Consider the following 26,580-nt stretch of genomic DNA (forward strand, 5'->3'; position numbering starts at 1 on the left):
GCTCGTGGCGTCCGCGAGCGCCCGCCGTGCCGATGCCGGACCTCGCCCGGTCCGCTGGAGTCTAGAGCGCCTTCGCCTCCCGCCGCACGATCTCGATCGCCTCGTGGATCCTGTCGGCGTGGGTGCGGAACGACAGGACCGCGATCCGCAGGATGAACCGCCCGTGGATCATCGTGCTCGACAGGAACACGCGCTGCGACGCGTTGATCCGCTCGAGGAACGCTCGGTTCGCGCCGATCTCGTCCGAGCCCGGGTCGGCGAGCCGGAACGCCACGATCGACAGATCGGGCGTCCAGGGCACCTCGAGCCTCGGATCGCTCGCGAGCTCCCGGTGGACCTGTTCGGCGAGATCGAGCTTCTCCTCGAGCGCGTCGCGGAACGCCGCGACCCCGTGGAGCTGGAGCGGGAGCCACACGCGGAGCCCCCGGAACTCGCGCGAGAGCTCCGGGGAGTACTCCGCGAAGCTCGGGAGGATCTGGCCCCCGGCGACGAGGTCCTGGAGGTAGGCGGCCCCGCTCGACGCGTGCGCATCCCGCAGGAGGGCGGCGTCACGGACCAGGAGCGATCCCGTGCCGTACGGCAGGAACATCCCCTTGTGCGGGTCGAGCGTGATCGAGTCCGCGCGATCGATGCCGCGGAACCGCTCCCGTCCCCGCTCCGTCAGTTGGAAGAACCCGCCGTAGGCCGCGTCGACATGCAGCCACAACCCCTCCCGGACGCAGAGATCGGCGATCGGCTCGAGCGGATCGACGGCGCCGGTGTTCGTCGTGCCGGCGTTCGCGACGACGCAGAACGGGCTGCGGCCTGCCGAACGGTCGCCGGCGACCTGATCCGCGAGAGCGTCCACGTCCAGGCGAAGCTCCCGCGTCACCGGAACGCGGACCACACCACGATCGGGAAAGCCCGCGATCGCCGCGGCCTTGGCGACCGAGGCGTGCGCCTGCTGTGAGACGTAGATCGTCCCGTCGAGGAAGTCCTCCGGGAGCCGGGCTCGTCGTGCCGTCACGATCGCCGAGAGGTTCGCCATCGAACCGCCGGTCGTGAGGATCCCTCCCGCGGTGACCGGCAGCCCGAACAGGTCGCAGAACCAGTGCAGGACGTCGACCTCCATCCGGACGAACGCCGGTGCGGTGGCCGCGAGGTTCACGAACCGGTTCACACCGGCGGCGAGGAACGACGCGAGGGCGGCCGAGTACAGACCCCCTCCGGGGATGTAGGCGAGGTAGCCGGGCCCGGCCGGCTCGAGGGCACGCTCGGCGCCGCGCCCGAAGTCCGCGAGAACCTCGTCGAACGGCCGGCCGGTCTCCGGAGGAGCCCCTCCGATCGTCGACGCGATCTCGAGGGCGTCGCGGGTCCCTCCGGCCGCGGAGGTCTCGTCCAAACCGTCGATGAACGATGCCACGTGGTCGAGCGCGGCGGCGCCGATCGCGCGCATCTGCTCGTCCGAGGGCTCCAGCGGGATGGCCACGGGCGTCATCGTAGCGTCGTGGGTCGCGGTACCCGGAGCCGAACGGCGAGCCTAGTCCGCGTCGCGAGCCGCTGCGGGAACGCGGAGCGCCGGGAGGTCGTCGAGCAACTCCCGTGTCGCCGCGGCCACACGATCCACCGCCGCCTCGAACGCGTCCGGATCTCGCTTCGGCGGCTCGCGGAACCCGCTCACCTTCCGCACGTACTGGAGCGCGGCGGCTCGCACCTCGTCGTCGTCGGCGGGACCCTCGGGGCTCCGCAAGCGTTGGATGCTCCTGCACATGGGCCGATCGTAGACGAGATGGAAGACTGGGCGCTCGTGACTCCCGATCGGATCGATCGACGTGTGCTCGCGGCCGTCTGCCTCGCGCTGGCCCTCGTGCCGTGGGCGTGGTTCGCCGTGCGCGACCTCGCTCCGGTGATGGATGTCGCCGCCGTGCTCCTGCCCCTCGTGGCCCTCGGCACCGCATGTGCCCTGGCGGTGGCGAGCCGGTGGCTCCACTCGGGCTGGGCAACGGTCGCGGCCGGGTCGGTCGCCCTGTTCACGATCGTCGTGATCGTGGGACCGCGGATGCCACTGGGATCAGATCCTCCTCTCGATCCGGTGCGCATCGCGGTCGCGAACACCTACGAGCGCAACCGTGACGAGGCGTCGGCCGACTCGCTCGTCGAGGAGCACGCCGACGTGCTCGCGGTGATCGAAGGAGCACCCGCGATCGTCGACGGGATCGGCGACGCGTACGCCCACGTCGTCGACGAGGGGTTCTTGTCGGTCAGGACCGATCTCCCGATGCGCGAGCTATCCGCCGGTGCCGCCCTGAACGGCGCACGCGTCCTGCGGGTGCGCATCTGGGGGGCGGCCGGGCCGTTCGTCCTGTACGTCGTGCATTCGGTGAACCCGCTTTACAACGCGGCGTTCGACGCGCAGCTGGGGTTCCTCGACGATCTGCTCGGACGGGTCGAGCGTGAAGTCCAGCCGGTCGTGCTCGCCGGGGACTTCAACATGAGCGATCGCGGGCAGGCCTACCGGACGGTCGCGTCCGCGCTCCACGACGCGACCCGGACCGGATGGGCGCGCTCCACCTACGCGAGCGGACCGTGGCAGGTGTTGTTCCTGCGGATCGACTACGTGTTCACCACGCCGGGATGGTGCTCGGCCGACGCGGGCGTGTTCTCGGTCCCCGGCTCGGACCACGAAGGGGTGGTGACCTCCATCGGACCCTGCCCGGAGGCGTCGACGGGGTGAACCTCGCCTACCGCTTGCGCTTGAGGTCCGACAGGATCTCGCGCGCTGCGTTCGCGCCGGGTCCTCCGGTCACGCCGCCGCCCGGGTGTGCCCCCGATCCGGCGAGGTAGACACCCGGGATCCCGAACCGGTACCGCGCGTGGCCCAGCAACGGGCGCCACGCGAAGAAGTCGTCCAGCCCGGGTTCGCCGTGATACACGTGCCCGCCCGAGAGCCCGACCTCGCGCTCGAGGTCGAGCGGCGAGCGGACCCGCCGGGCGACGACGAGCTCGCCGAGCCCCGGTGCGTAGCGCTCGAGCGCCTTGACCGTGACGTCGGCGAGGCGCTCGGACTCGGTGTCCCAGGTCCCCTCCCGGAGTGCGTACGGAGCGGATTGGAACAGGACGCTCATCACGTGCCGTCCCTCGGGGGCCAGGCTCGGATCGCTCAACGTGGGGATCGTGATCTCCAGCATGGGGTCCTCGGAGATCGTGCCGTACTTCCACGCGTCGGCGGCCTTCTCGAGATAGTCGATCCCGAGGGAGACGACGATCCGCCCGCGCAGCCGCTCCTCGTCGGCGCCGTTGAACTTCGGCATCCCCGACAGCGCCAGATCGACCTTCGCCGTCGCACCGGGGGTCCGGATGTTGCCGCCGCGCCAGACGAGCTCCGGGCCGAGGACCACCGGATCGATCAGGCTCGTGAGCGTGCGTTTCGGGTCGCACGCGGTGACGATCGCCGTGCCGCGGATCTGTTCACCGGACGCCAGGACGACGCCCGTGGCCCGGCCGTTCGCGTTCGACGCGATCGCGGAGACCTCCGCGCCCGTGCGGATCTCGGCTCCGAACGCCGTGGCCGCGTTCGCCAGTGCGTCGGCCAGCGCGCCGCTACCCCCCTTCGCGAACGTGCTCTGGCCCGCGACACCACCGTCGTTGCCCGCCGAGTCGTTGAGGAACACGGCCGCCGAGCCCGCCGACCACGACCCCATCGAGGTGTAGAGGACGGCGCGAGCGGCCAGAGCCCCGGCGACCGGATCGGAGCCGGCTCCCTCGCCGACCCCTTCCCGGACGAAGTCCGCGATCGCCATCGGCAATGCGCGGGTGGCCTCGCGTCCGGCCTTGGAGCCCAGGCCCTTGAATGCCTTGCCGAGCTTCAGCCCGTTGATCGCATCCGCGATCGAGGGGGTCTTCACGTCCGGCGGCGTCGCCGCGTTCACGTGCGCGAGGAAACTCGCGAGGGCGCGTACCCGCTTGTCGAAGGCCACGTAGCGATCCGCCGCCACGGGAGCGGAGGCGCGCAGCCCCTCGGCGGTCCTGGCGGCGTCGGCCCACAGCGTGATGCCCGAACCGTCGGGCTGCGGCGCGAACACGCGCACGTCCGGCTCGATCGGCTCGAACCCGTGTCGTTCGAGCTCGAGGTCGGCGATCACCGACTTCCGCAGGCGTCCAACCGTGTGCGCCACACCCGGCGCGGTGAACCCCTCGGCGAGCTCGACGTTCGCGAGGATGCCTCCCACCCGGTCGGCACGCTCGAGCACGAGCACCTTCCGGCGCCGCTTCGCGAGGTACGCGGCCGCGACGAGCCCGTTGTGGCCGCCGCCGACGACGATCGCGTCGTAGGTCGCCATCACGCCACCGCCTTCCCGCCGGAGGTGCGCCCGCCCTTGCTCGCCTTGAGGACCTCGAGCGCTGCGATGCGACCGGACGCGCCCATGATGCCGCCACCGGGGTGGGTCGCCGCGCCACAGAGCCACAGATCCTTCAACGGCGTCTCGTATCGAGCCCAGCCCGGGACGGGGCGGTTGAAGAAGAGTTGTTCGAGCGAGAGCTCGCCCTGGAAGATGTTCCCCTCGGTGAGCCCTGTGACGTCCTCGATGTCCTTCGGCGTGATGAACATCTTGTGGACGATGTGTTCGCGGATCTTCGGGAACCGCTCCTCGAGCGTGTCGATCACGTTCTCGCCGAAGGCGGAGCGCATCTGATCGTCCCACTGCCTGCCGCCGGCGAGGTGGTACGGCGCGTACTGCACGAAGCAGCTGATGATGTGCTTGCCCGGCGGCGCCATCGACGGATCGACGAGCGTCGGGAAGATCATGTCGATATAGGGCCGTTGCGAGAATCGTCCGTACTTCGCGTCGTCGTAGGCGCGTTCCATGTAGTCGACGCTCGGCGAGAAGCTGATCGCTCCGCGGAGCCACTCCCCCGTGCCCGGCTTGCAGGCGAGCTCGGGCAGACCATCGAGGGCGAGGTTCACCTTGCCCGAGGAGCCCCGGTACTTGTAGCGGCGGACCTCGTCGGTGAACGTGGGGTCGAGCACGCCGTCCTCCACGAGCTTGAGGAACGTGACGTGCGAGTCGACGCTCGAGAGCACGACGTTCGCCGCGATCTCCTCACCCGACTCCAGCGTCACTCCCGTGGCGCGCCCGTTCTTCGTGTCGATCCGCGCAACGGGCGCCTCGGTCCGGATCTGCACCCCGAGCGAGCGCGCGGCGCTGCCGATCGCGTTCGAGATGCCGCCGGTCCCGCCCTTGGGGATGCCCCACGCGCGGAACGCGCCGTCGATCTCACCCATGTAGTGGTGGAGCAGGACGTAGGCCGTTCCCGGCGAGCGCGGCCCCTGGAAGGTTCCGATGATGCCCGACGCCGACATCGTGGCCTTCAACGGGTCGGTCTCGAACCACTGATCGAGGAAGTCGACCGCGCTCATCGTCATCAGTTCGATGAAGGTTTGCTGATGGCGGCGCGGCAGGTCCTTGAACTCCTTCGCGAGGCCCACGAGCGGCAGCCACTCGAGGGGGTTGATCTTGCCCGGATCCGGCGGCACGGCCGACAGGATCGGCTTGATGAAGCGCGCCATCTGGGCCATCAACTGGGAGTACTCCTCGTAGGCCTCGGCGTCGTTCTTCGACCAGCGACGCAGCTCGTTGATCGTCTTGCCGTGATCGTTCACGCGCCACAGGTAGTCGTCGTCGAGCGGGGTGATCGTCCCGTCGAGCGGGAGGATCTCGAGGCCGTGCTTGGGAAGCTGCAGCTCGCGGATGATCTCGGGACGCAGCAACGAGACCACGTAGGAGTACACACTGAACCGGTAGCCGGGGAAGATCTCCTCGGTGACCGCCGCGCCGCCGAGGACGTGGCGCCGCTCGAGCACGACGACCTTCTTGCCGGCCTTCGCGAGGTAGGCGGCCGCGACGAGCCCGTTGTGGCCCCCGCCGATGACGACCGCGTCGTAGGTCTGCGCCATCTCCCGACCCTCCTGAGACCGTGTGACTTCGGGTCGCACCGACCCCACGCAACCGCAGCCGGGCGCGCCGGTCGCCCATGCTAGACCGGGGTCAGAACCCCGACCAGCGGACCGTTGACTTCAGGTCAGCGAGACGTCCTCCCCGGGCAGGTCAGGGGCCGGGGCGGCGGTGCATACTACGCCGACCAGCCAACGGCACCCGGTGAGTGAGGAGGGCCCCGTGAGCGTCGGCACCGCCTTCTACCCGCGCGAAGCGGAGATGAACGTCAAGCAGGCCTGGAACGAGTGGTCCGGCTACTTCTCGGCGGCCTGTTACGCCGACTTCCACGACATCGAGTACAACGCGATCCGTGAGGCCGCCGCCCTGTTCGACGCCACACCCCTGTACAAGTACGAGATGTCCGGCGTCGACGCCCTTCGCCTGATCGACCGGGTGATCCCGCGGGACGCGCGCAAGCTCGCCGTCGACCGCGTCTGGTACACGCCGTGGTGCGACGAGGACGGCGCCGTGGTCGACGACGGAACGGTGGCGCGCCTGGACGAGTCGACCTACCGGATCACCTCCGCCCACCCCTGCGCCCGCTGGTTCTCGATGAACGCCACCGGCCTCGACGTCCGGATCGACGACGTGTCCGAGGCGACGGCCGCCCTCGCGCTCCAGGGCAAACTCGCCCGCGAGGTTCTCGAGGGGGCGACGCGGCAGGACTGGTCCGACGTGCGGTACTTCGGTCGTCGGCGCAGCGAGATCGGCGGCGTGGAGGTCGACGTCACACGCACCGGCTACACCGGCGATCGTGGCTACGAGCTGTGGCTGCCGGCCGACGGAGGCCTGCAGGTGTGGGACACGCTGTTCGAGGCCGGCGCCGACTACGGGATCCGTCCGATCGGGGTCCGCGCGCTCGACGTCGCACGGGTCGAGGCCGGTCTGATCATGGTCGACGTGGACTACACGAGCGCGAAGGCCGCCCTGAACGACGAGCAACGCTACTCGCCCTTCGAACTGGGGCTCGGCGGCCTCGTCGACTTCAACGGCGCGGACTTCACGGGCAAGCGGGCACTCCAGGCCGAGCAGCGCTCGGGGGGTCCCGCCCGCCGGCTCGTCGGTCTCGACATCGAGTGGGCCGGCATCGAGCGGATGTTCGCCGCACATGACCTCGCGCCGGAGGTCTCACCGATGGTGACGCGCTCGGAGATCCCCCTGTACAAGGACAACAGGCAGATCGGCCGCGCGACCAGCACCACGTGGGGCCCGACGATCAAGAAGATGATCGCCTTGGCGTCGGTGGACAAGGAGTTCGCGGCGACGGGTACACGCGTCTCGATCGAGTGGACCGTCGAGGGCGAGCACGGCAAGGTGGCCGCGACCGTCGTCCCGACGCCGTTCCTCGACCTCGAGCGCAAGCGCACTTAGCCGCGCACCTCGGCGATCGAACGGGGCCCTCGCCCGCCGAACCCTTCGGCCGGCGACAGCGAACACCTTGCAGAGCAGCGACCCGGGTGTCGCCGATTCTCCACATCACGCCTCCCCCCGACCGGGTCCGGGCCGGGAGCCCTCTGCGAGACTGGTGCCCATGAGCGATGCGCGGCGTCCGAATCGTGTCCCGACGATCGTGCTGCTCGCGCTCGCCCTCGTCGTGACCGGGGCGATCGCGTTCGCGGCGAGCACTGTCGCCGCGATCGCCGTCGGGATCCTCGTCGTCGTCGCGGGCATCGTGGCGCTCGTCGTCCGAGCCCGCCGGCGCGCGGATCCCGCGCACCCCACGACCGCTCCCGATCCGGGACGCAGACGCCTGCTGGCGGGCGCCGCGGCCGGCGGCCTGGGGCTCGTGGTGGTCGGCGCCGCCGGAGGGCGCGAGCTGAAGCGGTTCACCGCGCCCGATCCGGGACCGATCCTCGATGGGATGGCGACCGACGTCGGCGCGGAGTACATGGAGCTGATCCGCCGCGGCTACCACCCCGAGCGGTCGGGCGACCTCCAGCTGATCGTGGCACCGGGCTCGAGCTCGATCTATCCGCAGGAGGCGGAGTCGCTCGTCGAGAACGACCCGCGCACGAGCCACTCGCAGGTGTGGCACTACCTCGAACGCATCCCGATCGCGGTCTACGCACCGGGGATCGTCACCCCGTCCGATTCCACCGAGCGCGTCAGCCTCGCGGATCTCGCGCCGACGGCCGCGACCCTGATGGGGTTCGATTTCCCCGCTCCCGACGGCGTGCCACTGCCGGGCATCGAAACCCCCTCCACCCCCCCCAAGGTGATCGTGACGTTCGTGATCGACGGCGGCGGGTGGAACGTCCTCGCGGAGCATCCCGACGCGTGGCCGAACGTCAGGCGGATGCTTCGCGGCAGCGCCGTGTACCGCAACGCGATCGTCGGCTCGTTCCCGGCGGTCACCGCGTGCGCGCACGCGACGATCGGGACGGGCGCGTTCCCGCATGCCCACGGGATCTCGGGCCACAACGTCCGGATCGACGGAGAGGTCGTGAAGGCGTACGGAACTGCGGGCGAGGCGGACCCCTCGTTCCTGCTCGCACCGACCCTGGCCGAGGCATGGAGCGCCGAGACCGGCGACGGGGCGTGGGTCGGCGAGATCGGCTACCAGATCTGGCACGTCGGCATGATGGGCCGCGGCGGCGACCGGCCCCTCGGCGATCTGCCGATCGCGACCTACTGGCCGGAGACCGGCGCGAACGCCTGGGCCTCACTCAACCCCGACATCTATCGCCTGCCTGCCGACGTCCCTCCGTACGCGCGATACGAACAGCTCGCGGCGGACTACGCGACGATCGCGCCACCTCCGTCGCCCTACGATCTCCAGGGCCTCAAGGAAGCGTGCTGCGCGCCCCCGATCGTCGCCTACCAAGGCGACCTGATCGAGGCCGCGTTCCGCTCCGAGCCGATCGGGCACGACGACGTGACCGATCTGCTCTACATCAACTTCAAGTCGCCGGACTACGCGGGGCACGTCTACAACTTCCTCGACGAGCGCACCGGCCGTGTCCTCGCCGAGGTCGACCGCCAGCTCGGACGGCTGCTCGACGACCTCGAGCGGCGTTTCCGTCCCGGCGAGTACGCGGTGATCTTCACCGCGGACCACGGTCAGTGCCCGCCGATCGACGAGGTGGACGGCGTGCGCGTCGACCCGATCCAGCTCGACGCCGACGTCGACGCCGAGTTCAGCAGCCGCCTGCTCAGCGTGACCCAGAGCGTCGTCCCGCACGAGATCTACCTCGCCGGCGGCGCGATGCTCGACGCGGGGTGGCGGCCCGAAGACATCGCCGCCTGGCTGGGCGACTACCGCTATCGCGACAACATCGGTCCGTACGTGCCGCGCAACCTCGTTCGACGCGATCTGCTCGGCGACAAACCCTTCGCCGCGGTGTTCCCGCTGTCGTACCTCGAGTCGCTCCAGAGCCGCGACCTGTCGAGGTTCGGGGAGACCGCCTACCCCGAGGCCGATCCGGGGATCCCGCCGGTCAGCTGGTAGACGGCTCGGCGAGCGCGGCCAGCACGCGGGGGTTCAGGTGCTCCCAATCGAACAAGCGCCCGGGCCGTATGCCGACGCGTCCGTGCTCCAGGATCGCCTCGGCGACGCCGTGCACCCGGAACATCGCGATGAGGATCGGATCGTCGGCCGCCATCTCGAGGCTCTCCGCCACGCGACGCGGTCCGTTGTCGTCCACGGGGAACGACCGCGGATCGTGCTCGATCTCGGGCGGATCGACCGGGCGGCCCCACGACGGCATCAACGAGCCGACCACGGCCGACCACACGCCGCCGATGTCCGCGCCGGGATACAGGTTCAGACGCGCGAGATAACGGTGTAGTTCGATCGACCGGACCCCGGGGATCACCAACAAGAGATCCAACGGCGCCCCGGGGTCACCCGGTGGACACCCGACGATCGTCCGCTTCGTGAGCTCGAGCATCGTGTGCAGCCGGAGCACGGAAGGATTGGCCGCGGCCTCGACCGCCCACACCACCTCCGGAGCGGCATCGGTCGTCACGACCGACCACCGGCGGCGACTGCATACCTACCCGTTGTGGAGTGAATGCTGCGTCTCCTCGTCGAATGTGTTCCCCTCGGGAGGGATCGGGTTCGCTTTCAGGATGCGCGCCATGTGGACCGCGTTGTGCGCCATCCATCGCGTGGTGCGCTTCGTGTACTCGTGGTCCGGTCCGCCGGCCTCGATGTAGCTGGGACCGGGACCCGCATCACCGACCCAGTATGTGTCCGCGTTCGGCGGGATCGTCAGACCTAGATGCGAGAGGTTGAACAGGGTGGTCTCGGCCGCGGCGTGCGCCCCGTCCTCGTTCCCCGTGACCACGACGCAGCCAACCTTGTTGTAGAGGGGGTATTGGCCCACGGCGTTGCGCTCGTTGTATGTACCGTCGAGCCGTTCGATCACCATCTGGGCGACGCTCCCCCGGACCCCGAACCAGATCGGGGTGCCGATGCAGAGGATGTCGGCCACCTTGACCTTTGCCAGCAGCTGCGGCCACTCATCGCCGTGTCCCTCATCGGAGGAGACGCCGAAGGGCACGTCGAAGTCAACGACCCGCACGATCTCGGTCTCGACGCCCATCCCGTCCCACCAGTGCTTGACGTTGTGCATCAACGCCTCTGTGTTCGAGATCTCGGGAGACTTCTTCAGGGTGCAGTTCAGCATCACGGCACGCAGGTCGGCCACGTCGGACTCCCTCCGGTTGGGTCGCCGCGCAGGGTAGCGCGCGATCGACGACAGTGTGACCAGGCACGGTACCGTTGGGGCGTGACGCCGGACCACGACCGCGAAGGGATCGGAGCGCCGAGGCTGCACAGCGTCCGCGACATCACGGTCGGCCAGCCGACCAGGGTCGACGGACCGATCCACCTGTCTCCCGCGGACCCTCGATGGCCGGCCGTCTTCGCGGAGGAGGGTCGACATCTGCGCAAGGCGCTCGGGACGCGAGCCCTCCGGATCGAGCACGTCGGATCGACGTCGGTCCCCGGGCTCGCCGCGAAGCCGATCATCGACGTCCTGGTGGCCGTCGAGGACTCGTCGGTCGAACCGGCCTACGTCCCTCCCCTGGAAGCGGCCGGGTACGTCCTGCGGATACGCGAGCCGGACTGGTACGAGCACCGCGTCCTCAAGGGCCCGGCCAAGGGCCCGGCCCTGGACAGCAACGTCCACGTCTTCTCGGAGGGATGCGAAGAGATCGAGCGGATGCTCCGCTTCCGCGATCGCCTTCGCTCCGACGCCGACGACCGGGAGCTGTACGAACAGGCCAAGCGCGAACTCGCCGCCCGCCGATGGACCTACGTCCAGGACTACGCGGACGCGAAGTCGGCGGTCGTCGAACGGATCCTGCGCCGGGTCCCTACGGCACCTCCAACAACGCTCAGGCGCAAGGACTGAGCGCTCTTGGAGGTGGCGGGAGTCGAACCCGCGTGCCTGAACGACCTGCCAGGGATTCTCCGGGCGCATCCGGTGGTGAGTTTCACCTCGGGCCTCCCACCGGCGGAGGGGCCCTCGGCTAGCCCGGGAGCGATGTCCGGTCGCGGCCCCCAGGCGGAACCGCAATCGTGAGTCTGCTCACGACACCCGATCCCCGGCCGCAGACATGCCGGGGCGGATGGCTACTTAGTTATTAAGCAGCGAGCGCGTAGTCTTCGTTGGCGCTTCTTAAGGTCCGGCGTTTAACGAGACATCCGGGATCTCGGCCCGCTTCCCCTGGCGGGTATCCGCCCAGGTCGAAGCCAGTACACCCCCATATTCAGTTGTCTGGGCAGTATACGACTACCCGCCCCACCCCCCTGAGCGGTCAGCCGCGTGCGAACTCACAGGAGTGCCTTGAACCGTCGGCATCTGGCTCGTGCAGCGCGAATCCAAGCAATAGCATGGTGGTCGATCCCCAGAACCAAGGGATACCTTGGGTATCTGTCCCCGGGGGGTCAGCGGCGACGGCCGAGCTCCTGCTGCATCTCGCGGTCGTGCTCGCGCTTCGCGATCGCCTCGCGTTTCTCGAAAGCTCGCCGCCCCTTGCCGAGCCCCAGCTCGAGCTTCGCGATCCCGTGCGTGAAGTAGACCCGCATCGGGACCAGCGAGAGGCCCTTCTCGGCCTGTTTGCCGATCAGCCGCTCGATCTCGCCGCGATGGATCAGCAGCTTGCGCGGCCGTACAGGATCGTAGGCGCGCTTGTCCCCCTGTTCGTAGGGGGGGATGTGCATGCCCTCGAGCCACAGCTCCCCATCACGGACCCGGGCGTAGGCCTCGGTGAGCGAGCCGTGGCCTCCCCGCAGCGACTTGACCTCTTGCCCGGTGAGCTGCATGCCGGCCTCGAGGCGCTCGAGGATCTCGTAGTCGTGGCCGGCCTTGCGGTTGGAGACGACGGTCTTCTCCCCCGCGGCGGCAGTCTTGCCCCGCGACACGAGGCAACCCCCTAGACGTCGAGGAACCGGCGCATCGCGAGCACGCTCGCGGCCAGCGACACCACGACGCCCGCGATAAGCATCAGCGGGATCGTCGCGAGCACGTCCGAGGTTTGGATCCACTTCACGAACTGGATGCTGTCGTAGAGGGGATCGATGAAGATCGTCTTGGCGACGAAGAGCACCCCGATCGCCAGGGCGGCCCCCACCAGCCCTTCGATCACTCCCTCGATCAGGAACGGCACCCTGATCCGCCAGTTCGTGGCCCCGACGAGCTTCATGATCCCGATCTCCCGCCGCCGCGCGAACAGCCCCATGCGGACGGTGTTCGCGATCAGGATCGCCGAGGCGATCAGCATCACGAACGCCAGGATCAGCACGCCGTCGCGGAACAGACTGGTGACCGCCAACAACCGGTCGACCACCTCCTGCTGCGCGGAGACACGGAGGATCCCCGGCTGCCCGTCGACCGCGGCGACCACGACCTTGTAGTCCTCGGGTTCGGTGAGCTTGACCCGGAACGACGCGGGGAACGCATCTTCCGAGACGTTGGCGATGATCGCTGACTCCTGGCCGAACAGCGCGACGGCCCGCTCGTACGCGTCCTCCTTCGATTCGTACGCCACCTCGGAAACCACCGAGAGGCCGGTCAGCAGCTCGTTCAGCCGCTGTTGGGCGTCCTGTCCGAGATCGTCCTGCAGGTAGACGACCACCTCGACCCGGCCCGTGGTGTCCGCGATGATGAGGTCGACCTCTTGGCGGATCAGCAGCGCCATGCCGAGCAGCAGCAGGGCGATGAAGGCCGTGGAGATCGCGGCGAATACGACGAGACCGTTGCGGCGCAGGCCGGTAACGGTCTCCCGGAAATAGTAGTCGAGGCGCGCCATCTAGCTGTAGACCCCGCGCGCCTGGTCGCGGACGACATGGCCGTCCTCGAGCTCGATCACCCGGCGTCGCATCGCGTCGACGATCGCCTGGTCGTGGGTGGCCATCACGACGGTGGTGCCGATCCGGTTGACCTTGTCGAGCAGCCGCATGATGTCCACGGAGGTCTGGGGATCGAGGTTCCCCGTGGGCTCGTCGGCCAGCAGCACGAGCGGCCGGTTGACGCAGGCGCGCGCGATCGACACGCGCTGCTGCTCGCCGCCGGACAGCTCGTCGGGGTAGTTGTTCAGCTTGTCCCCCAGCCCCACGTAGTCGAGGATCTCGGGAACGCGCTGGTCGATCACGGTCTTCTGCTTGCCGATCACATCGAGTGCGAACGAGACGTTCTCGAACACCGTCTTGTCCTGCAGCAGCTTGAAGTCCTGGAACACCGTACCGATGTTGCGGCGCAGGTACGGGACCCGCCAGGGTGTCAGCTTGTCGAGGTTCTTGCCCGCGACGTAGATCGCGCCGTTCGACGGATGCTCTTCTTTGAGCAGCAACCGCATCATCGTCGACTTGCCCGAACCGGACGGCCCGACGACGAAGACGAACTCACCCTTGTCGATGTCGACGGTGACGTCGTCCAACGCGAGGATATTGCCCTTATAGACCTTCGTGACGTGCTGAAGACTGATCATGTCGTGGAAGAAGTCCCTGAGTGTGTCGACGGCGGGGGCGTGCGGGAACCGAGTCTACCAGCGGTCCTGCGGGCATCGGGGAGGCTCCACAGCTTCGTCACGAGGCCATCGCCGCAGGCCAGAACCGTCGAGACGGTGTCGCGTAGGCTGGTGGACCGTGCGCGCAACCGCCGATCCCGTCGAGCGTCCCGCGCAGGCTCCCGTGGCGCCCGAGGCCCGCGATCGCCTGCGCCGCGTCGCCCTCGCCGCCGCCGGGCCGGCACTGATCGTCGTCCTGACGGTGTTCGCGATGCGCGCGTTCGTCTTCGACACGGCGCTGACGAACCAGCACTCCGACATCTTGTCGTTCATCCTGCCCCGCCTGTCGTTCCTGGGCCGGTCTCTCGCCGAGGGTCACGTGCCGCTGTGGAACCCCTTCCACTTCGCGGGCGCTCCGTACGTCGCCGATCCACAGTCGGGCTGGCTCTACCTGCCGCCGATGCTGCTGTTCTCCATGCTCTCCCCCGGGGCGGCGATGCGCGCCTACATCGTGTGGAACCCGTTGCTCGCCGGGCTCGGCATGTTCGCGTTCCTTCGACTCGAGCGCCTCGGGCGGCCGGCGGCCACCGTGGGCGGGGCCTCGATCGCGATCGCCCTCGCGGCCTCGGCCGTCGCGATCTCGCTGCCGTTCGCCGGTGCGATCGCGTGGACGACCGTCGTCCTGGTCGGCGCGGCCGGATACATGCGCACCGACCGGCTCTCGCGTCGTGTCGCCTGGCTGGGTCTCGCGGCGTTCGGATGGGGCCAGGTCGCGAACGCCCACATGAGCCACGGCCTCGCGGTCTGCACCCTCCTCGTGACCGCCTACCTCATCGCACACGCGGTGAAGGACGCGCGGGCCGACGATCGCACCGGCTGGCGAGCGGCCGGGGTCGTGGTCGCGTTCCTCGTCGTTCTGCCGCTCGCGAACCTCGCGATCTTCCTTCCTCGCCTGGACTACATCGCGCGCTCGAGCCTCGGGGACGGGTACAACGCACTGGCCGAACCGCTGGGACGCGACCGCCTCGGCGGACGGCCGATCATGACGAACGGCGTGTGGAGCGGATGGCCGTTCGCCCTCGGCGCATCGCCGGGCGCCTACGTCGGAGCACTCGTCCTGCTGTGCGTGCCGGCCGCCCTGCGGACACGGCGTCACCGCGCGCTCGTCTGGGGTCTCGGCGTCGCCGGCGCGGTCGCGTACGTCGCGACGCTCAACGTCCTCGTGACCGCGGACGCGTTCCGCAGCTTCGTTCTCCAGCTGCCGTTCGGCGACGTATACCTGCACAACCCGGGGCGGCTGCGATACCTCGCCTATCTCGTGATCCCCGCCCTCGGCGCCGTCGGGCTCCAGGCGCTGATCGACCGGCCCCTCCCGTGGCGCATCGCGGCCCGGTGGCTGGCCGCGGGCGTCCTCCTCTGGCTCGCCGTTCCCCTGCTGGCCCACGCGGAGCCGGTACGGTTCGGATCGCTCGCGGTCGGGATCGCGATCGCGGTTCCCGTGCTGCTGGCGGTCGGTCAGCGCAAGCGCTGGGCGGTCGTGGCGGTTCCGCTCGTCCTCGCGGTCGAGCTGATCGGCAGCGCCACCTATTCGCAGGTCTACGAGGGTGGAACGATCTACCTCGGCTTGGAGGGCCCCGACCGCCCGAACCTCGTCCCGGGCCCACTGCGCGCACCGGAGGTCCCGGAGCGGGACTTCCTGGACCCGGGCGAGATCGGCGCCGTCCTTGCCGACTCGCCCGACCGCTACCTGACCTGGGTCCGGCCCGCCGCCTACTACGTGAAGGGCTATCTCTGGGCGCAGGAACCGCGCGATTGGCCGTCGATGGCGAACGAACGGGGCACCCTGTTCGGCGCGCGCGACGTGCTGGGCTACAACCCGGTCCAACCCGCCGGCTACTGGACCTACATCCGTGCGACGAACCCGCTGACGACCTTCTACAACGCGTCGGTCCTCAACGAGCCGACGATCGAGGACCTTCGGTTGCTCGGTGCGCGCTACCTGATCGTCGCCGAGGGTCAGGGACCGAGCGTCCCGGCGCGGCTCGTGCGCCGCGACGACGGCTACGACCTCTACGAGATCGAAGGGTGGCAGCCGCTGGTCTCGGTCGTCACCGACGTGCAGGTCGTCGACGGGAGCGGCGCATCCCTGGACGCCGTGCTCACCGGCGGCTTCGATCCCGCCCTGGAGGCGGTCGTCGAGACCGATCCCGGGTTCGAGCCCGAGCCGGGCGAGGGTTCCGCGGGGGGGGCCGTCACCTCGATCGACGAGCGGACACCCGAGGACGTTCGGATCGCCGTCGATACGGGAGCCGACGCGCTCGTCGTGGTCCGCACGAACTGGGACGAGGGATGGAGCGCGACCGTCGACGGAGCGGCGGCGGCGGTGCTCCGGACCGATCACTTCCTGATGGGCGTGCCGGTTCCGCCCGGCCGGCATGAGATCCGGCTCACCTATCGCGACCCGGCGGTCGGTCGCGGCATCGTGACTTCCGGCCTCGTCTGGCTCGCGCTGCTCGCCGCAGGGCTCGGAGCCGTCGTGGCGGAACGCCGTCGCCGGGCGACGCTCGAGGTCTAGCGGCGACCGGTCGCGTCCGCGCGCACGTGCTCGCCCGGCGGTTCCGGCGCGAGATGGCGCTCGCCCAGGTGACGACGCCCGAACACGAACGCCAGTCCGTACAGCGCCGCGACGACGAACAGCAGGTTGCGGTAGCCGAGGATGATCGAGGCGTACTCGAGCACGCCGCCGGCCATCGCCCCGAGCAGGTTGGCGCCGAACGCGACGGTCGAGGCCCCGACGTTGCGGAACCGCTGGGAGAAGATCAGGTTCGCCACGAACACCGGTGCGAACGCGAGCGCCGAGGCCGCGAGGAACCGCGGCACCCCAGACAGCTCGAGCAGCGCGTCGGGCCGTACCGTCCACGCGACGGCGAGGCAGACGAGCAGCACCGCGTACAGCACCCCGGGCGGCGGGAGCTTCGAGCGCCGTGCGAGCTCTATCGCCAGGTAGACCGAGAGCAGGATGCCGGCGAACACGAGCGAGTTCACGAACCATGTCGTTCCGAACAGCAGCGCGAACTGGACGACGTTCTTCGTTTCCAGCAGCAGGAACGCGACGCCCATGAAGAACAGGTCGAGGTAGCTGCGCATCGGCCCGAGCTGTGCGCCGGCGCCGAACCGAACGACGAGGACCGAGCCGACGAGGATCGCCAGCAGCGAGATCACGTAGAAGGACGGGATCGAGCGACCCTGGACGTACGGGAACGGGTGATCATCGGTCGCCGGCTCGGGGACGACGCCGGACGCCGCCCATCGGGTCGTGCACGCGAGGTCCGCCGGATCGACCGTCGAGGTGAGGACGGCCTGCCGGCGGACACCGAGGCTGTCCTCGCCGGCGTCGAAGCACGGTTCGTGCCCGAACACCTTCGCCATCGTGCCGGCGAACCGCTCGAACACGAACGGGCGGTAGTAGTTGTACATCGTGAACGCGCCGCCAGGCTCCAGGTGCTCACGGGCGGTCGCGATCGCCTCCTCGGTGAACAGGTAGCTCTCGAGCCGCAGCGATCCCTGGCCCGAGACGAGCGTGAGGGAGTCGGGCAGGGCGAGCACGATCAGGTCGTAGCGGGAGTCCGTGCGCTCGAGGAACGCGCGACCGTCGTTCACGTGCGGGGTGACGCGCGGGTCCTGGTAGGGATGGTTCGGGTGGTGTTCGCGCCCGATGTCCTGCAGGACCGGATCGATCTCGACGGCATCGACGTGACCGGCTCCCTGCTCCAGGGCCACGGCGACGTCATTGCCGTTCCCCGCACCGATCACGAGGACGTCCTCGAGTGGGTTGCCCTCGAGGTGCTCGTACGCGTGGAAGTAGAACGGCTGATCGCGTTCGATCCGTTCCAGGGACAGGCTGGATTGATGCGGCAGGCCGTTGACCTCGATCCCGACACCGCCGTCCGCGGCCCGGCTGCTCGTGGTCACGCGGTAGTACGGAGACCAGGTTCCGAACGCGGGGAGCGACCCGATCCCGAACACCACGACCACGACCGCGAGCGAGATCCACTGGGCGCGGCCGAGCCGACCGCGCAACAACCACGCGAACAGCGCGGCGATCAACACGCCCCAGACGAGCGGCGGCGCGTGCAGGAACGACAGGACCGAGAACCCCGCGATCCCGCATAGGCTCCCGAGGATGTCGAACCGGTAGGCCTCGAGCGGCTCGAACCGCGCGAACAGGCGGGCGACACCCTCGGCGACGCACGCAAGCACCACGGTCACGCCGATGAAGATCAGGGGCAGGGTGATCCAGATCGGGAGGGCGAACATCCCGAACAACCCCTCGAAGACGCGTTCCCCGCTCTCGTCCCGCCCGACCTGAGCGGGAAGCAGGAGCAGGAACGACACGAGCACCGCGAGCGCGACGGGGGCCGCACGGAACCCGTCCCGATCCTCGCGCGCTCGCAGGAACCCGACGCCGATCCCGAGGAAGCTCGCGAGCAGCACGAAGTTCGTGAAGTACGCGAGGTAGACGACGTTCGCCGACGACCACCGGATCAGGGCGAGCTCGACGAACAGCATAAGGAAGCTGGCCCCGATGAGGGCGTTGCGGTCCGCGGATCGATCCGTCGCCCCGGGCACGGAGGGAGTATCTCCGGAGCAACCCCCGCCGACAATGCTTGCGATCGGCCGCTACGAGGTGTGCTCGCCGGCTCGCCGGCGCAGCTCGGCCTCGATGAAGCCGTCGATGTCCCCGTCGAGGACCCGTTGAGGATCTCCGACCTCGAACTCGGTGCGGTGATCCTTGACCATCTGGTACGGGGCCAATACGTACGAGCGGATCTGCGAACCGAAGTCGACGTCGCGTCGCTCGCCGCGGAGCTCGTCGAGCTTGTCCGCCTGCTCCTGACGCATCAGGTCGGCCAGCCGCGCCTTCAGGATCTGCATCGCCACCGCGCGGTTCTGGAGCTGGGAACGCTCGTTCTGGCACGCTGCGACGATCCCGGTCGGAAGGTGGGTGATCCGAACGGCCGAGTCCGTCGTGTTCACCGACTGGCCGCCCGGTCCGCTCGAGCGATAGACGTCGATCCGGAGGTCCTTCGGATCGATCTCGATGTCGTCGAGGTCGCCGGCCTCCAGCGCCGGGATCACGTCGAGGCTCGCGAAGCTCGTATGGCGCCGTTTCTGCGCGTCGAACGGTGAGATCCGGACGAGGCGGTGCACCCCGCGCTCGGCGGAGAGCAGCCCGTAGGCGTTCGTGCCCTTCACGGTCAACGTCGCGGACTTCACGCCGGCTTCCTCGCCGTAGTTCTGCTCGTCGATCTCGGCGGTGAACCCGTTGCGCTCGGCCCACCGCAGGTACATCCGCAGCAGCATCTCCGCCCAGTCCTGGGACTCGGTTCCGCCGGCGCCCGCGTGGATCGTCGCGATCGCGTCATGACCGTCGTATTCGCCGCCGAGCAGGGCCGCGAGCTCGAGCTTGTCGAGATCGGCCTCGAGCTTTCGGAGTCCCGAGGCGAGCTCCGCCGCGAGGTCGGCGTCGGATTCGTCATCGAGCAGCTCGGCCATCGCGTTCGCGTCGTCGATCCGTGCGGTCAGCTCGTCCGAGCGCGTGACGATCTGCTTGAGCCGCGCGAGGCGGGAGGTCAGCTCCTGGCCGCGCGCGGGGTCGCTCCACAGCGAAGGATCGGCTGCCTCGGACTCGAGCCCCGCGGCCTGGGCGCGCTTGCCCTCGACGTCAAAGGAACTCCTTCGCGGCCGTGGCACGTTCGCGCAGCTTCGCGATGCGTTCGGTCGACTCGCTCATGGAGTGAGCATCCTATACGTCGGGGGCAGCGTCCTCGCGATGGTCAGGCGGTGGCGCCGTGGCACTTCTTGTACTTCTTGCCCGAGCCGCAGGGGCAGGGGGCGTTGCGAGGCGTCTTGTCGCTCTTGGCCTGGGGAGCGGCGCCCGTGTTCGGGTCGGCGACCGCGGCGGAGGACGAGCCGTCGTCCTCGCTGCGGTTCTCCTGGACCCGCTTGGGCTGCGCCCGGGCGGTCTCGTCCTGGCGCACGAGCTCGACCCGGTAGATGTACTTCACGAAGTCCTCGCGGAGGGCGCCGGTGAGTTCCTCGAACATCCCGAAGGCCTCGCGCTGGTACTCGGTAAGGGGGTCCTTCTGCCCGTACGCGCGCAGATGGATGCCCTCCTGCAGGTAGTCCATCTCGTAGAGGTGCTCGCGCCACTTCGTATCGATGATGTTGAGCAGCACCATCCGCTCGAGCTCGCGCATCGTGTCCGTGCCGACGTGCTGCTCCTTCGCCGCGTAGGCCTCGAGCGCCTCTCCGAGCACGCGCTCCTGCATCTCGACCGGATCTTCGACCTCACGGAGCTGCTCGACGCTCGAGGACACCGGGAAGATCTCGGCGAGCTGAGCGTGCATCGCGTCGACGTCCCAGTCCTCGGGGAACACGTCGGCGGGGCAGTACGTCTCGATCACCGTCCCGACGACGTCGGCCACCATCTCGCGCGACTCGTCGCCGAGATCGTGCCCCTGGAGGATCTTCTGACGCTCGCCGTAGATCACCGTGCGTTGGGTGTTCATCACGTCGTCGTACTTCACGACGTTCTTGCGCCGCTCGTAGTTGAGCTCCTCGATCTGCTTCTGGGCGTTCTCGACGGCCCGGGTGACCATCTTCGCGACGATCGGCTCGTCGTCGGGCCATTTCAGGCGGCCCATGATCGAGGCCACGCGATCGGAGGCGAACATCCGCATCAGGTCGTCTTCGAGCGAGAGGTAGAACAGCGACTCGCCCGGGTCACCCTGGCGTCCCGACCGCCCACGCAGCTGGTTGTCGATCCGTCGGGACTCGTGCCGCTCCGTCCCGAGCACGTACAGGCCCCCCAGCTCGACGACCTGATCGTGCTCCGCGTCGGTCTGGGCCTTGAGCTTGTCGTTGATCGGCTGATACTCGGCCTCGTAGGCCGCGCGCTCCTCCTCGTCGATCTCGAACAGCAGGTACGCGTCGTTGTCCCAGTCGCGAGCGGCCATCTCCTGGCGCGCGAGGTACTCGGGGTTGCCGCCGAGCAGGATGTCGACACCGCGCCCGGCCATGTTGGTCGCGACGGTCACCGCGCCGATCCTGCCCGCCTGGGCAACGATCGTCGCCTCCCGCTCGTGGTTCTTCGCGTTCAACACGTTGTGGGGAACGCCGCGCTTGGACAGGTAGCGCGCGAGGATCTCGGACTTCTCGATCGACACGGTACCGACCAGGACGGGCTGTCCCGCCTCGTTGCGGACCGCGATGTCCTCGGCGACCGCGGTCCACTTCGCGTCTTCGCTCTTGTAGATCAGATCCTGCCGGTCGTCTCGGACCATCGGCATGTTCGTCGGGATCTCGGTGACACCGAGCTTGTAGGTCGCCTCGAACTCGGTCATCTGGGTCTTCGCCGTTCCCGTCATACCGGCGAGCTTGTCGTACATCTTGAAGTAGTTCTGGATCGTGATCGTGGCCAGCGTCTGGTTCTCCTCCTTGATCCGGACGCCCTCCTTCGCCTCGATCGCCTGGTGCAGCCCCTCGGAGTAGCGTCGTCCCTCGAGCACGCGGCCGGTGAACTCGTCGACGATCTTCACCTCGCCGCTGTCGACGAGGTACTGGACGTCGCGCTTGTAGAGCTCCTTCGCGCGGAGCGCGTTCTGCATGTGGTGCACGAGCGGCGTGTGGACGTGCTCGTAGAGGTTGTCGAGCTGCAGGATCTCCTCGACCTTCGCGACCCCCGACTCGGTCACGGCGACGGTGTGCTTGGCCTCGTCGACCTCGTAATCCTCGTCGCGCTTGAGCCGGGGGGCGATCCGGGCGAAGGTCGTGTACCACTTCGCGCTGTCTTGCACCATGCCGCTGATTATCAGGGGCGTTCGCGCCTCGTCGATCAGGATCGAGTCGACCTCGTCCACGATCGCGTAGTGGTGACCACGCTGGACCATCTCCTCGGCCCGCATCGCCATGTTGTCGCGCAGATAGTCGAACCCGAACTCGTTGTTCGTCCCGTAGGTGATGTCGGCCGCGTACTGCGGACGGCGCTCCTCGGGGCGCATGCTCGACTGGATCAGCCCGACGTGCAGGCCGAGCGCACGGTGCACCCCACCCATCCATTCGGAGTCTCGCTTGGCCAGATAGTCGTTCACGGTGACGATGTGCACGCCCTCGCCGGTGAGCGCGTTGAGGTATGCCGGCATCGTCGAGGTCAGGGTCTTGCCCTCACCGGTCTTCATTTCGGCGATGTTGCCCTCGTGCAAGGCGACCGCGCCCATCACCTGCACGTCATAGGGACGCTGTCCGATCGTGCGCCTGGCTGCCTCGCGGACCGCGGCGAACGCCTCCGGCAGCAGGTCGTCGACCGACTCACCGTTGTCGAACCGCTCTCGGAACTCCACGGTCTTGTGGGCGAGCTCGGCGTCGGTCAGGTCCTCCACTTCGGGCTCGAACGTCGAGGCGATCGCCGCCTGGGACTCCAGGCCCTTGCGTTTGCGCCCTTCGCCGATCGTGGTGAACCTGTCGAGAACTGGCACCTATCGCTCCTGGTCGGATAGCCGCACGCGGGAGATGTCCCACGGAGCACCCACCCATCCTACCCGCGGTCGCCGATCTCCCCGAAGATCCGAAGCGGGGCTACCGGGGCGCTCGAACGCGGCGAATGCTCGTCCGCAGCCGCAGGACCTGGGCGTCCGAACGCTCGAACCCGTACACCGTGGCGGCAACGGCCTCGTCGTTCGCCCCGTCGCACCGACGTTCGGGCAGCCCGGCACAGCTCTCGCCGACGGAGAGGTCGACCCAGCCAGCGGGGAAGTGGAGGCCGATCGCCGAGCCTCCTCCCTCGCCCGACTCGTCCGACAGCCGGAAGGGTCCGCCCAGATGCACGCGCGGGAACCCTCGTGGCGTCGTCCAGACACCGAGGTGCCGGGCCACACGGGCCCCCTCGTTTCCCGGCCGGACCTGAACCTCCACCGTCCAGCCACGGGTCCGGACCAGCAGGGCGAACGCGACGTCCCACGCGTCGCCCGGATCGTCGTCGACGTCCCAGACGGTCGCGAGGTGCCCGTTGCGGGTTCGGAGGCGATCCACGACCTCATCACGGGAACGGCGGACGATCCGTGGTCGGTGGGGGGTGAATCCGATCACGTACCGCGGCGAGCGATCCCTCTTGTACAGGTACGAGACGGTCGGTTCCGCGAGGGTTCCGACCGTCTCGGCTGCGGGAAGCACGGCGACCGCATGGGTTCCGTTGGGGAACGTCAGCGGCACGAGACGTCGCGCCCCTCGCTGGTGAGACGCTGGGGAGAAGCCGGCCGCGGCCGCGCTCGCCAGGGGGACCCCCCAGACGAGGACCGATACGAGAGCAACGCGGAGAACCCAGGGGAACACGATCGAAGGACGCCTCGCGGACGCCGATCGGTTCCCCCCGCGCTCAGCCGGATCCGGCGGGAGCGAACTCTCCTGGAGCGCTTTCCCGCAGGGGAGCGACGACGAGCAAGACCGGAACGAGCGCGACGGCGACGACGATCGTGAGCGAGCGGAAGCTGGCGATATCCAGGAGAACGCCACCGCCGAGCCCGCCGACGGCCGACGCCGCGGACACGAGCAGATCGGTGAACCCGAGTGCCCCGCCGCGCTCGGCGGGTGAGGTGATGTCGCTGACGACCGTGGTCGCCCCGAGATAGGCGAACGCCCAGCCCAGGCCCACCAGGAACAGCCCGACGGCGACGACCCAGGGTTCGGGGGCGAGCGAGCCGACGGGCGCGCCGACGATCGAGAGCGCCGCACCGACGAGGAGACCGCGACGCCGACCCCAGCGGTCCAGCGCGAGCCCGACGAGCGGCATGAACGCGAACATCCCGACGAAGTGCAGGCTGAGCGTCCCGGAGATCGCGAACCCTCCGCCGCCGTGGTCGTGCACGACGAGAGCCGCGACACTCATCACCGCGATCATCGCGGCTTGGCCGATCGAGCCCGCGACCACCGCGGCCCGGAACGGCCGCAGCCGGAGCAGCGTACGGGGACCTCGCCGCGGTCCGTCGGCGGGCCCGCCACCGACCGCGAGCTCGCGTGGATCGGGTCGCACCGCGAACACACAGACCATCCCGCCGAGAGCGAACAGCGGAACCAGCCCCCACGGGGTCACGAGCGGATCGAACCCGAAGGCGTCCTCGCCGACGCGTTGTACGAGGGCGATCAAGGGCGGCGATCCGACGGCTCCGACCGTGCTCGCGGCGAGCAGCAGGCCCACCGCTCGCCCCCGCCGCTCGGGAGGGTAGATGTCGGCGACGGCCAGGCGGCCCAGCAGGGCCGCGCCGGCGCCGATCCCGAACGGGATCGCGGAGACCTCGAGAGCAGCGAACGAACCGGCGGCGGATCCGGCGATCGCGACCACGCCTCCGACCGCCACGAGCGCATAGCCGAGCATCAAGCCGCGGCGGCGGCCGGCCCGGTCCATCCAGCGACCGATCACGAAGGCACCCACGGCCGCCGACGCGAAGTAGGTGGCCGCCAACACACCCGCCGCGGTCGCTCGGCCCGTGAAGTCCTCCGCCGCGAGGGACCCGACGGCGAGCAGGATCGGGAGCGTCGCGTACAGCAGACCCTGCGCGACGGCCAACAGCACGGTGGTGCGACGGACAAGTCGCGCCCGATCTCCGCTCGATCTCTGCTCGGCTCGCATCGAGCGCGAGGTTATCCGGCCGGGTCGCCCGCCGCACCCACCCCGCTAGGATGCGGCGTCATGACGACCGTGCGACCGGCGAGCGTCTCCGACCGGGTGCGAGCCGTGGAGACGCTCACGCGTGCGTTCGCCGCGGATCCGGTCGTGCGGTGGTTCTTCCCCGACGACACCACGTATCCGGATCGGAGCCGGGCGTTCTTCGGCTTCCTGATCGACGTGCGCCTCGAGGGGGGCCTCGTCCTGATCACCGAGGACCTCTCGGCGGTGTCGTCGTGGGATCCGCCCGGCGGGAACCGGCTCGGTGACGCATGGGTTGACGGCCGATGGGAGGCCGCCACGTCGAACTTCACCCCCGAGGAGCTCGCCCGGCTCGACAGCTTCGAGGAGCGCGCGGCGCCGATGCATCCACCGGACCGACATTGGTACCTCGGGATCGTGGGCGTGGATCCGGACCGATGGGGAACGGGGTTGGGCCGAGCGGTGATCGAACCGGGACTCGCGGCGGCGGATCGGGACGGCACGGCGACGTACCTGGAGACGGGAACCGCGGAGAACCTTCCGATCTACGCCCGTCTCGGGCTCACGACCTCGGGCGAGGTGAGCGTTCCCGACGGACCGACCCTGTGGGGGATGTGGCGTCCCGCGGATCGGGCGGACCCGCGGCGGGGCGGCGATCTCAGTTGATCTCGATCATCTTCTCCCGGACGGCATAGACGACCGCCTCCATCCGGGAGTGCAGGTGGAGCTTCTCGAGGATGTTGCGGATGTGGTTCTTCACGGTGTTCTCCGAGATGAACAGTTCCTTGGCGATGTCGCGGTTGTTCATCCCCTTCGCGACGAGCTTCAGGACCTCCATCTCGCGATCGGTGAGCTTGGGCGTCGGCATCGCGGGGCGCTCGTCGGCCGCCTTGCTCATCGCCGCGAACTCGTTGAGGAGCTTGCTCGCCATCGACGGTGAGATGCGGGACTGACCCGCCCAGACGGAACGGATCGCCTCGGCGACCTCCTCGATCGGGATCTCCTTCAGCAGGTAGCCCGCGGCGCCGGCCTTGATCGCTTCGTACAGGTCGGCCTCGTCGTCGGAGATCGTGAGCATCAGGATCTTCGCGTGCGGCAGCGCATCACGGATCTGGCTCGTCGCCTCGATCCCGGAACGCTTCGGCATCCGGACGTCCATCAGGATCACGTCGGGCATCAGCTCTTGTGCGCGCTGGACGGCCTCTTGCCCGTCGGAGGCTTCACCGACGAGATCGAGGTCCGGTTCGGCGCCGAGGACCATCTCCAGACCCCGCCGGAACAGCGCGTGATCGTCGACGACCATGACGCGCAACGCCTCGGACGACTTGCCTGATCCCTGTTGCTTCGACGCCACGCGAGCCCCCTCGTCGCCCACCTGCTCGGGGTCGCCCTACTCCGGCGTCGAGCGGGTGTTGCCTGCGGATTCTAGACGATTGGCGGTCCGGGACATACGAGCCCGGCGTTTCGTGTGATGGTCGCGGATCTGCCGTTCGAGCTTGCTCTCAGCACGGCTGAGGGCGGTCTGCACGTCGGGCCCATCGGCATGTGCCCGGAAGGTCTTGCGCGGGATCACCAAGCTGGCCTCCGCTCGCTTCGTCCCGTCCAGGCGCGGATTCTTCTCCGCGATGATCTCGACCTCGAGCCGAACGGCGCGAGGCTCTAGCCGCTCGAGGCGCTCACGCTTGCGATCGACGGCCCGGCGGTGCTGGTCGGTGAGCCGGAGACCCCGGCCCTTCAGCTGGAGATCCATCGCGCGCCTCCTCGAGGATCGTGCTCGGCCGGGATCGGAAGCGGCGCTCGTCCGGCTGACCTGGTCTTTGACCCCACACTCGCCTGCCGGGGGGATCGGTGTCGGTCGGACACCTTCGCCGCCCTCTCCCGAGCGACACGAGGCCGCTCGGGGCAGGACTTACTTCTAAACCGCGCCATGCTCAGCGACCAATCGTC

At 69.1% G+C, this 26,580-nt stretch carries 22 protein-coding genes and 1 other RNA gene; 6 read left to right on the top strand and 17 right to left on the bottom strand.

Going from position 1 to position 26,580, the window contains the following annotated elements:
- Positions 1–61: 61 nt before the first annotated feature.
- Both WEF05_11055 and WEF05_11060 read right to left on the bottom strand, forming a co-directional pair.
- Positions 62–1,468 carry an aminotransferase class I/II-fold pyridoxal phosphate-dependent enzyme gene (locus WEF05_11055; GenBank protein ID MEX1102418.1) on the bottom strand — a complete coding sequence of 469 codons (1,407 nt, stop codon included), beginning with the start codon at positions 1,466–1,468 and terminating at the stop codon, positions 62–64.
- 51 nt (positions 1,469–1,519) lie between these two features.
- On the bottom strand, positions 1,520–1,750 hold the full coding sequence (locus WEF05_11060) for a DUF2277 domain-containing protein (protein ID MEX1102419.1): 231 nt from the start codon (positions 1,748–1,750) through the stop codon (positions 1,520–1,522).
- An 18-nt stretch (positions 1,751–1,768) separates the two neighbouring features.
- On the opposite strand from WEF05_11060, the gene WEF05_11065 reads away from it, so the two are divergent.
- On the top strand, positions 1,769–2,713 hold the full coding sequence (locus WEF05_11065; GenBank protein MEX1102420.1) for an endonuclease/exonuclease/phosphatase family protein: 945 nt from the start codon (positions 1,769–1,771) through the stop codon (positions 2,711–2,713).
- A 7-nt stretch (positions 2,714–2,720) separates the two neighbouring features.
- Here WEF05_11065 and WEF05_11070 read toward each other — a convergent pair whose 3' ends face one another.
- Positions 2,721–4,319: an NAD(P)/FAD-dependent oxidoreductase gene (locus WEF05_11070; GenBank protein ID MEX1102421.1), complete on the bottom strand. Its 1,599-nt coding sequence runs from the start codon at positions 4,317–4,319 to the stop codon at positions 2,721–2,723.
- Positions 4,319–5,935: an NAD(P)/FAD-dependent oxidoreductase gene (locus tag WEF05_11075; protein MEX1102422.1), complete on the bottom strand. Its 1,617-nt coding sequence runs from the start codon at positions 5,933–5,935 to the stop codon at positions 4,319–4,321. Before WEF05_11075 ends, WEF05_11070 begins: the two co-directional genes overlap by 1 nt.
- A gap of 220 nt (positions 5,936–6,155) precedes the next feature.
- Here WEF05_11075 and WEF05_11080 point away from each other — a divergent pair, with 220 nt between their 5' ends.
- Both WEF05_11080 and WEF05_11085 read left to right on the top strand, forming a co-directional pair.
- Positions 6,156–7,346, top strand: coding sequence for an aminomethyltransferase family protein (locus WEF05_11080; GenBank protein ID MEX1102423.1), 1,191 nt, complete (start codon positions 6,156–6,158; stop codon positions 7,344–7,346).
- A gap of 160 nt (positions 7,347–7,506) precedes the next feature.
- Positions 7,507–9,423, top strand: a complete 1,917-nt coding sequence (locus tag WEF05_11085) for an alkaline phosphatase family protein (GenBank protein MEX1102424.1) — start codon at positions 7,507–7,509, stop codon at positions 9,421–9,423.
- Here WEF05_11085 and WEF05_11090 read toward each other — a convergent pair.
- A complete protein-coding gene (locus WEF05_11090; GenBank protein ID MEX1102425.1) occupies positions 9,413–9,943 on the bottom strand; it encodes a hypothetical protein in 531 nt (176 codons plus the stop codon). The genes WEF05_11085 and WEF05_11090 overlap by 11 nt on opposite strands.
- 27 nt (positions 9,944–9,970) lie before the next feature.
- Positions 9,971–10,606 (bottom strand): flavodoxin family protein, encoded by a 636-nt coding sequence (locus WEF05_11095; GenBank protein MEX1102426.1) that lies wholly within the window; start codon positions 10,604–10,606, stop codon positions 9,971–9,973.
- 102 nt (positions 10,607–10,708) lie between these two features.
- On the opposite strand from WEF05_11095, the gene WEF05_11100 reads away from it, so the two are divergent.
- Positions 10,709–11,335, top strand: coding sequence for a GrpB family protein (locus WEF05_11100; protein MEX1102427.1), 627 nt, complete (start codon positions 10,709–10,711; stop codon positions 11,333–11,335).
- A 6-nt stretch (positions 11,336–11,341) separates the two neighbouring features.
- Here WEF05_11100 and ssrA read toward each other — a convergent pair.
- The 4 genes from ssrA to ftsE all read right to left on the bottom strand — a co-directional run bounded on the left by ssrA (position 11,342) and on the right by ftsE (position 13,913).
- Positions 11,342–11,689, bottom strand: a transfer-messenger RNA (tmRNA) gene (gene ssrA / locus WEF05_11105).
- A gap of 182 nt (positions 11,690–11,871) precedes the next feature.
- Complete coding sequence (smpB, locus tag WEF05_11110) at positions 11,872–12,348, bottom strand: SsrA-binding protein SmpB (protein MEX1102428.1); 477 nt, start codon at positions 12,346–12,348, stop codon at positions 11,872–11,874.
- 11 nt (positions 12,349–12,359) lie between these two features.
- Complete coding sequence (ftsX, locus tag WEF05_11115) at positions 12,360–13,235, bottom strand: permease-like cell division protein FtsX (protein MEX1102429.1); 876 nt, start codon at positions 13,233–13,235, stop codon at positions 12,360–12,362.
- Positions 13,236–13,913: a cell division ATP-binding protein FtsE gene (gene ftsE, locus WEF05_11120; GenBank protein ID MEX1102430.1), complete on the bottom strand. Its 678-nt coding sequence runs from the start codon at positions 13,911–13,913 to the stop codon at positions 13,236–13,238.
- Positions 13,914–14,070: 157 nt separating this feature from the next.
- Here ftsE and WEF05_11125 point away from each other — a divergent pair, with 157 nt between their 5' ends.
- A complete protein-coding gene (locus tag WEF05_11125) occupies positions 14,071–16,506 on the top strand; it encodes a YfhO family protein (protein MEX1102431.1) in 2,436 nt (811 codons plus the stop codon).
- On the opposite strand, the gene WEF05_11130 is transcribed toward WEF05_11125, so the two are convergent.
- The 5 genes from WEF05_11130 to WEF05_11150 all read right to left on the bottom strand — a co-directional run bounded on the left by WEF05_11130 (position 16,503) and on the right by WEF05_11150 (position 24,615).
- Positions 16,503–18,560 carry a spermidine synthase gene (locus WEF05_11130; protein MEX1102432.1) on the bottom strand — a complete coding sequence of 686 codons (2,058 nt, stop codon included), beginning with the start codon at positions 18,558–18,560 and terminating at the stop codon, positions 16,503–16,505. The genes WEF05_11125 and WEF05_11130 overlap by 4 nt on opposite strands.
- Positions 18,561–18,611: 51 nt before the next feature.
- Positions 18,612–19,725 (bottom strand): peptide chain release factor 2 gene (gene prfB, locus WEF05_11135; protein ID MEX1102433.1). Its coding sequence is split into 2 segments (ribosomal slippage): positions 18,612–19,658 and positions 19,660–19,725, totalling 1,113 coding nucleotides; the frame shifts between segments, so codons are not numbered across the junction.
- 43 nt (positions 19,726–19,768) lie between these two features.
- Positions 19,769–22,468, bottom strand: a complete 2,700-nt coding sequence (gene secA / locus WEF05_11140) for a preprotein translocase subunit SecA (GenBank protein ID MEX1102434.1) — start codon at positions 22,466–22,468, stop codon at positions 19,769–19,771.
- Between the two features lie 100 nt (positions 22,469–22,568).
- On the bottom strand, positions 22,569–23,201 hold the full coding sequence (locus WEF05_11145) for a hypothetical protein (GenBank protein MEX1102435.1): 633 nt from the start codon (positions 23,199–23,201) through the stop codon (positions 22,569–22,571).
- A 163-nt stretch (positions 23,202–23,364) separates the two neighbouring features.
- Positions 23,365–24,615, bottom strand: coding sequence for an MFS transporter (locus WEF05_11150; protein MEX1102436.1), 1,251 nt, complete (start codon positions 24,613–24,615; stop codon positions 23,365–23,367).
- Between the two features lie 60 nt (positions 24,616–24,675).
- On the opposite strand from WEF05_11150, the gene WEF05_11155 reads away from it, so the two are divergent.
- On the top strand, positions 24,676–25,299 hold the full coding sequence (locus tag WEF05_11155; GenBank protein MEX1102437.1) for a GNAT family N-acetyltransferase: 624 nt from the start codon (positions 24,676–24,678) through the stop codon (positions 25,297–25,299).
- On the opposite strand, the gene WEF05_11160 is transcribed toward WEF05_11155, so the two are convergent.
- Positions 25,292–25,936, bottom strand: a complete 645-nt coding sequence (locus WEF05_11160) for a response regulator transcription factor (GenBank protein MEX1102438.1) — start codon at positions 25,934–25,936, stop codon at positions 25,292–25,294. The two genes, WEF05_11155 and WEF05_11160, sit on opposite strands and share 8 nt — an antisense overlap.
- Positions 25,937–26,023: 87 nt before the next feature.
- A complete protein-coding gene (raiA, locus tag WEF05_11165) occupies positions 26,024–26,383 on the bottom strand; it encodes a ribosome-associated translation inhibitor RaiA (GenBank protein MEX1102439.1) in 360 nt (119 codons plus the stop codon).
- Between the last annotated feature and the right edge of the window lie 197 nt (positions 26,384–26,580).

Source organism: Actinomycetota bacterium, assembly GCA_040881665.1.
Classification (GTDB): Bacteria; Actinomycetota; UBA4738; order UBA4738; family HRBIN12; genus JBBDWR01.

Excerpts from the sequence above, each read along its gene's own strand:
- ftsE (MEX1102430.1), bottom strand. The coding sequence starts at position 13,913 with ATGATCAGTCTTCAGCACGTCACGAAGGTCTATAAGGGCAATATCCTC.
- WEF05_11060 (MEX1102419.1), bottom strand. The coding sequence starts at position 1,750 with ATGTGCAGGAGCATCCAACGCTTGCGGAGCCCCGAGGGTCCCGCCGAC.
- WEF05_11095 (MEX1102426.1), bottom strand. The coding sequence starts at position 10,606 with ATGCTGAACTGCACCCTGAAGAAGTCTCCCGAGATCTCGAACACAGAG.
- WEF05_11155 (MEX1102437.1), top strand. The coding sequence starts at position 24,676 with ATGACGACCGTGCGACCGGCGAGCGTCTCCGACCGGGTGCGAGCCGTG.
- WEF05_11160 (MEX1102438.1), bottom strand. The coding sequence starts at position 25,936 with ATGGTCGTCGACGATCACGCGCTGTTCCGGCGGGGTCTGGAGATGGTC.
- WEF05_11065 (MEX1102420.1), top strand. The coding sequence starts at position 1,769 with ATGGAAGACTGGGCGCTCGTGACTCCCGATCGGATCGATCGACGTGTG.
- WEF05_11075 (MEX1102422.1), bottom strand. The coding sequence starts at position 5,935 with ATGGCGCAGACCTACGACGCGGTCGTCATCGGCGGGGGCCACAACGGG.
- WEF05_11070 (MEX1102421.1), bottom strand. The coding sequence starts at position 4,319 with ATGGCGACCTACGACGCGATCGTCGTCGGCGGCGGCCACAACGGGCTC.
- WEF05_11150 (MEX1102436.1), bottom strand. The coding sequence starts at position 24,615 with ATGCGAGCCGAGCAGAGATCGAGCGGAGATCGGGCGCGACTTGTCCGT.
- WEF05_11085 (MEX1102424.1), top strand. The coding sequence starts at position 7,507 with ATGAGCGATGCGCGGCGTCCGAATCGTGTCCCGACGATCGTGCTGCTC.
- raiA (MEX1102439.1), bottom strand. The coding sequence starts at position 26,383 with ATGGATCTCCAGCTGAAGGGCCGGGGTCTCCGGCTCACCGACCAGCAC.
- ftsX (MEX1102429.1), bottom strand. The coding sequence starts at position 13,235 with ATGGCGCGCCTCGACTACTATTTCCGGGAGACCGTTACCGGCCTGCGC.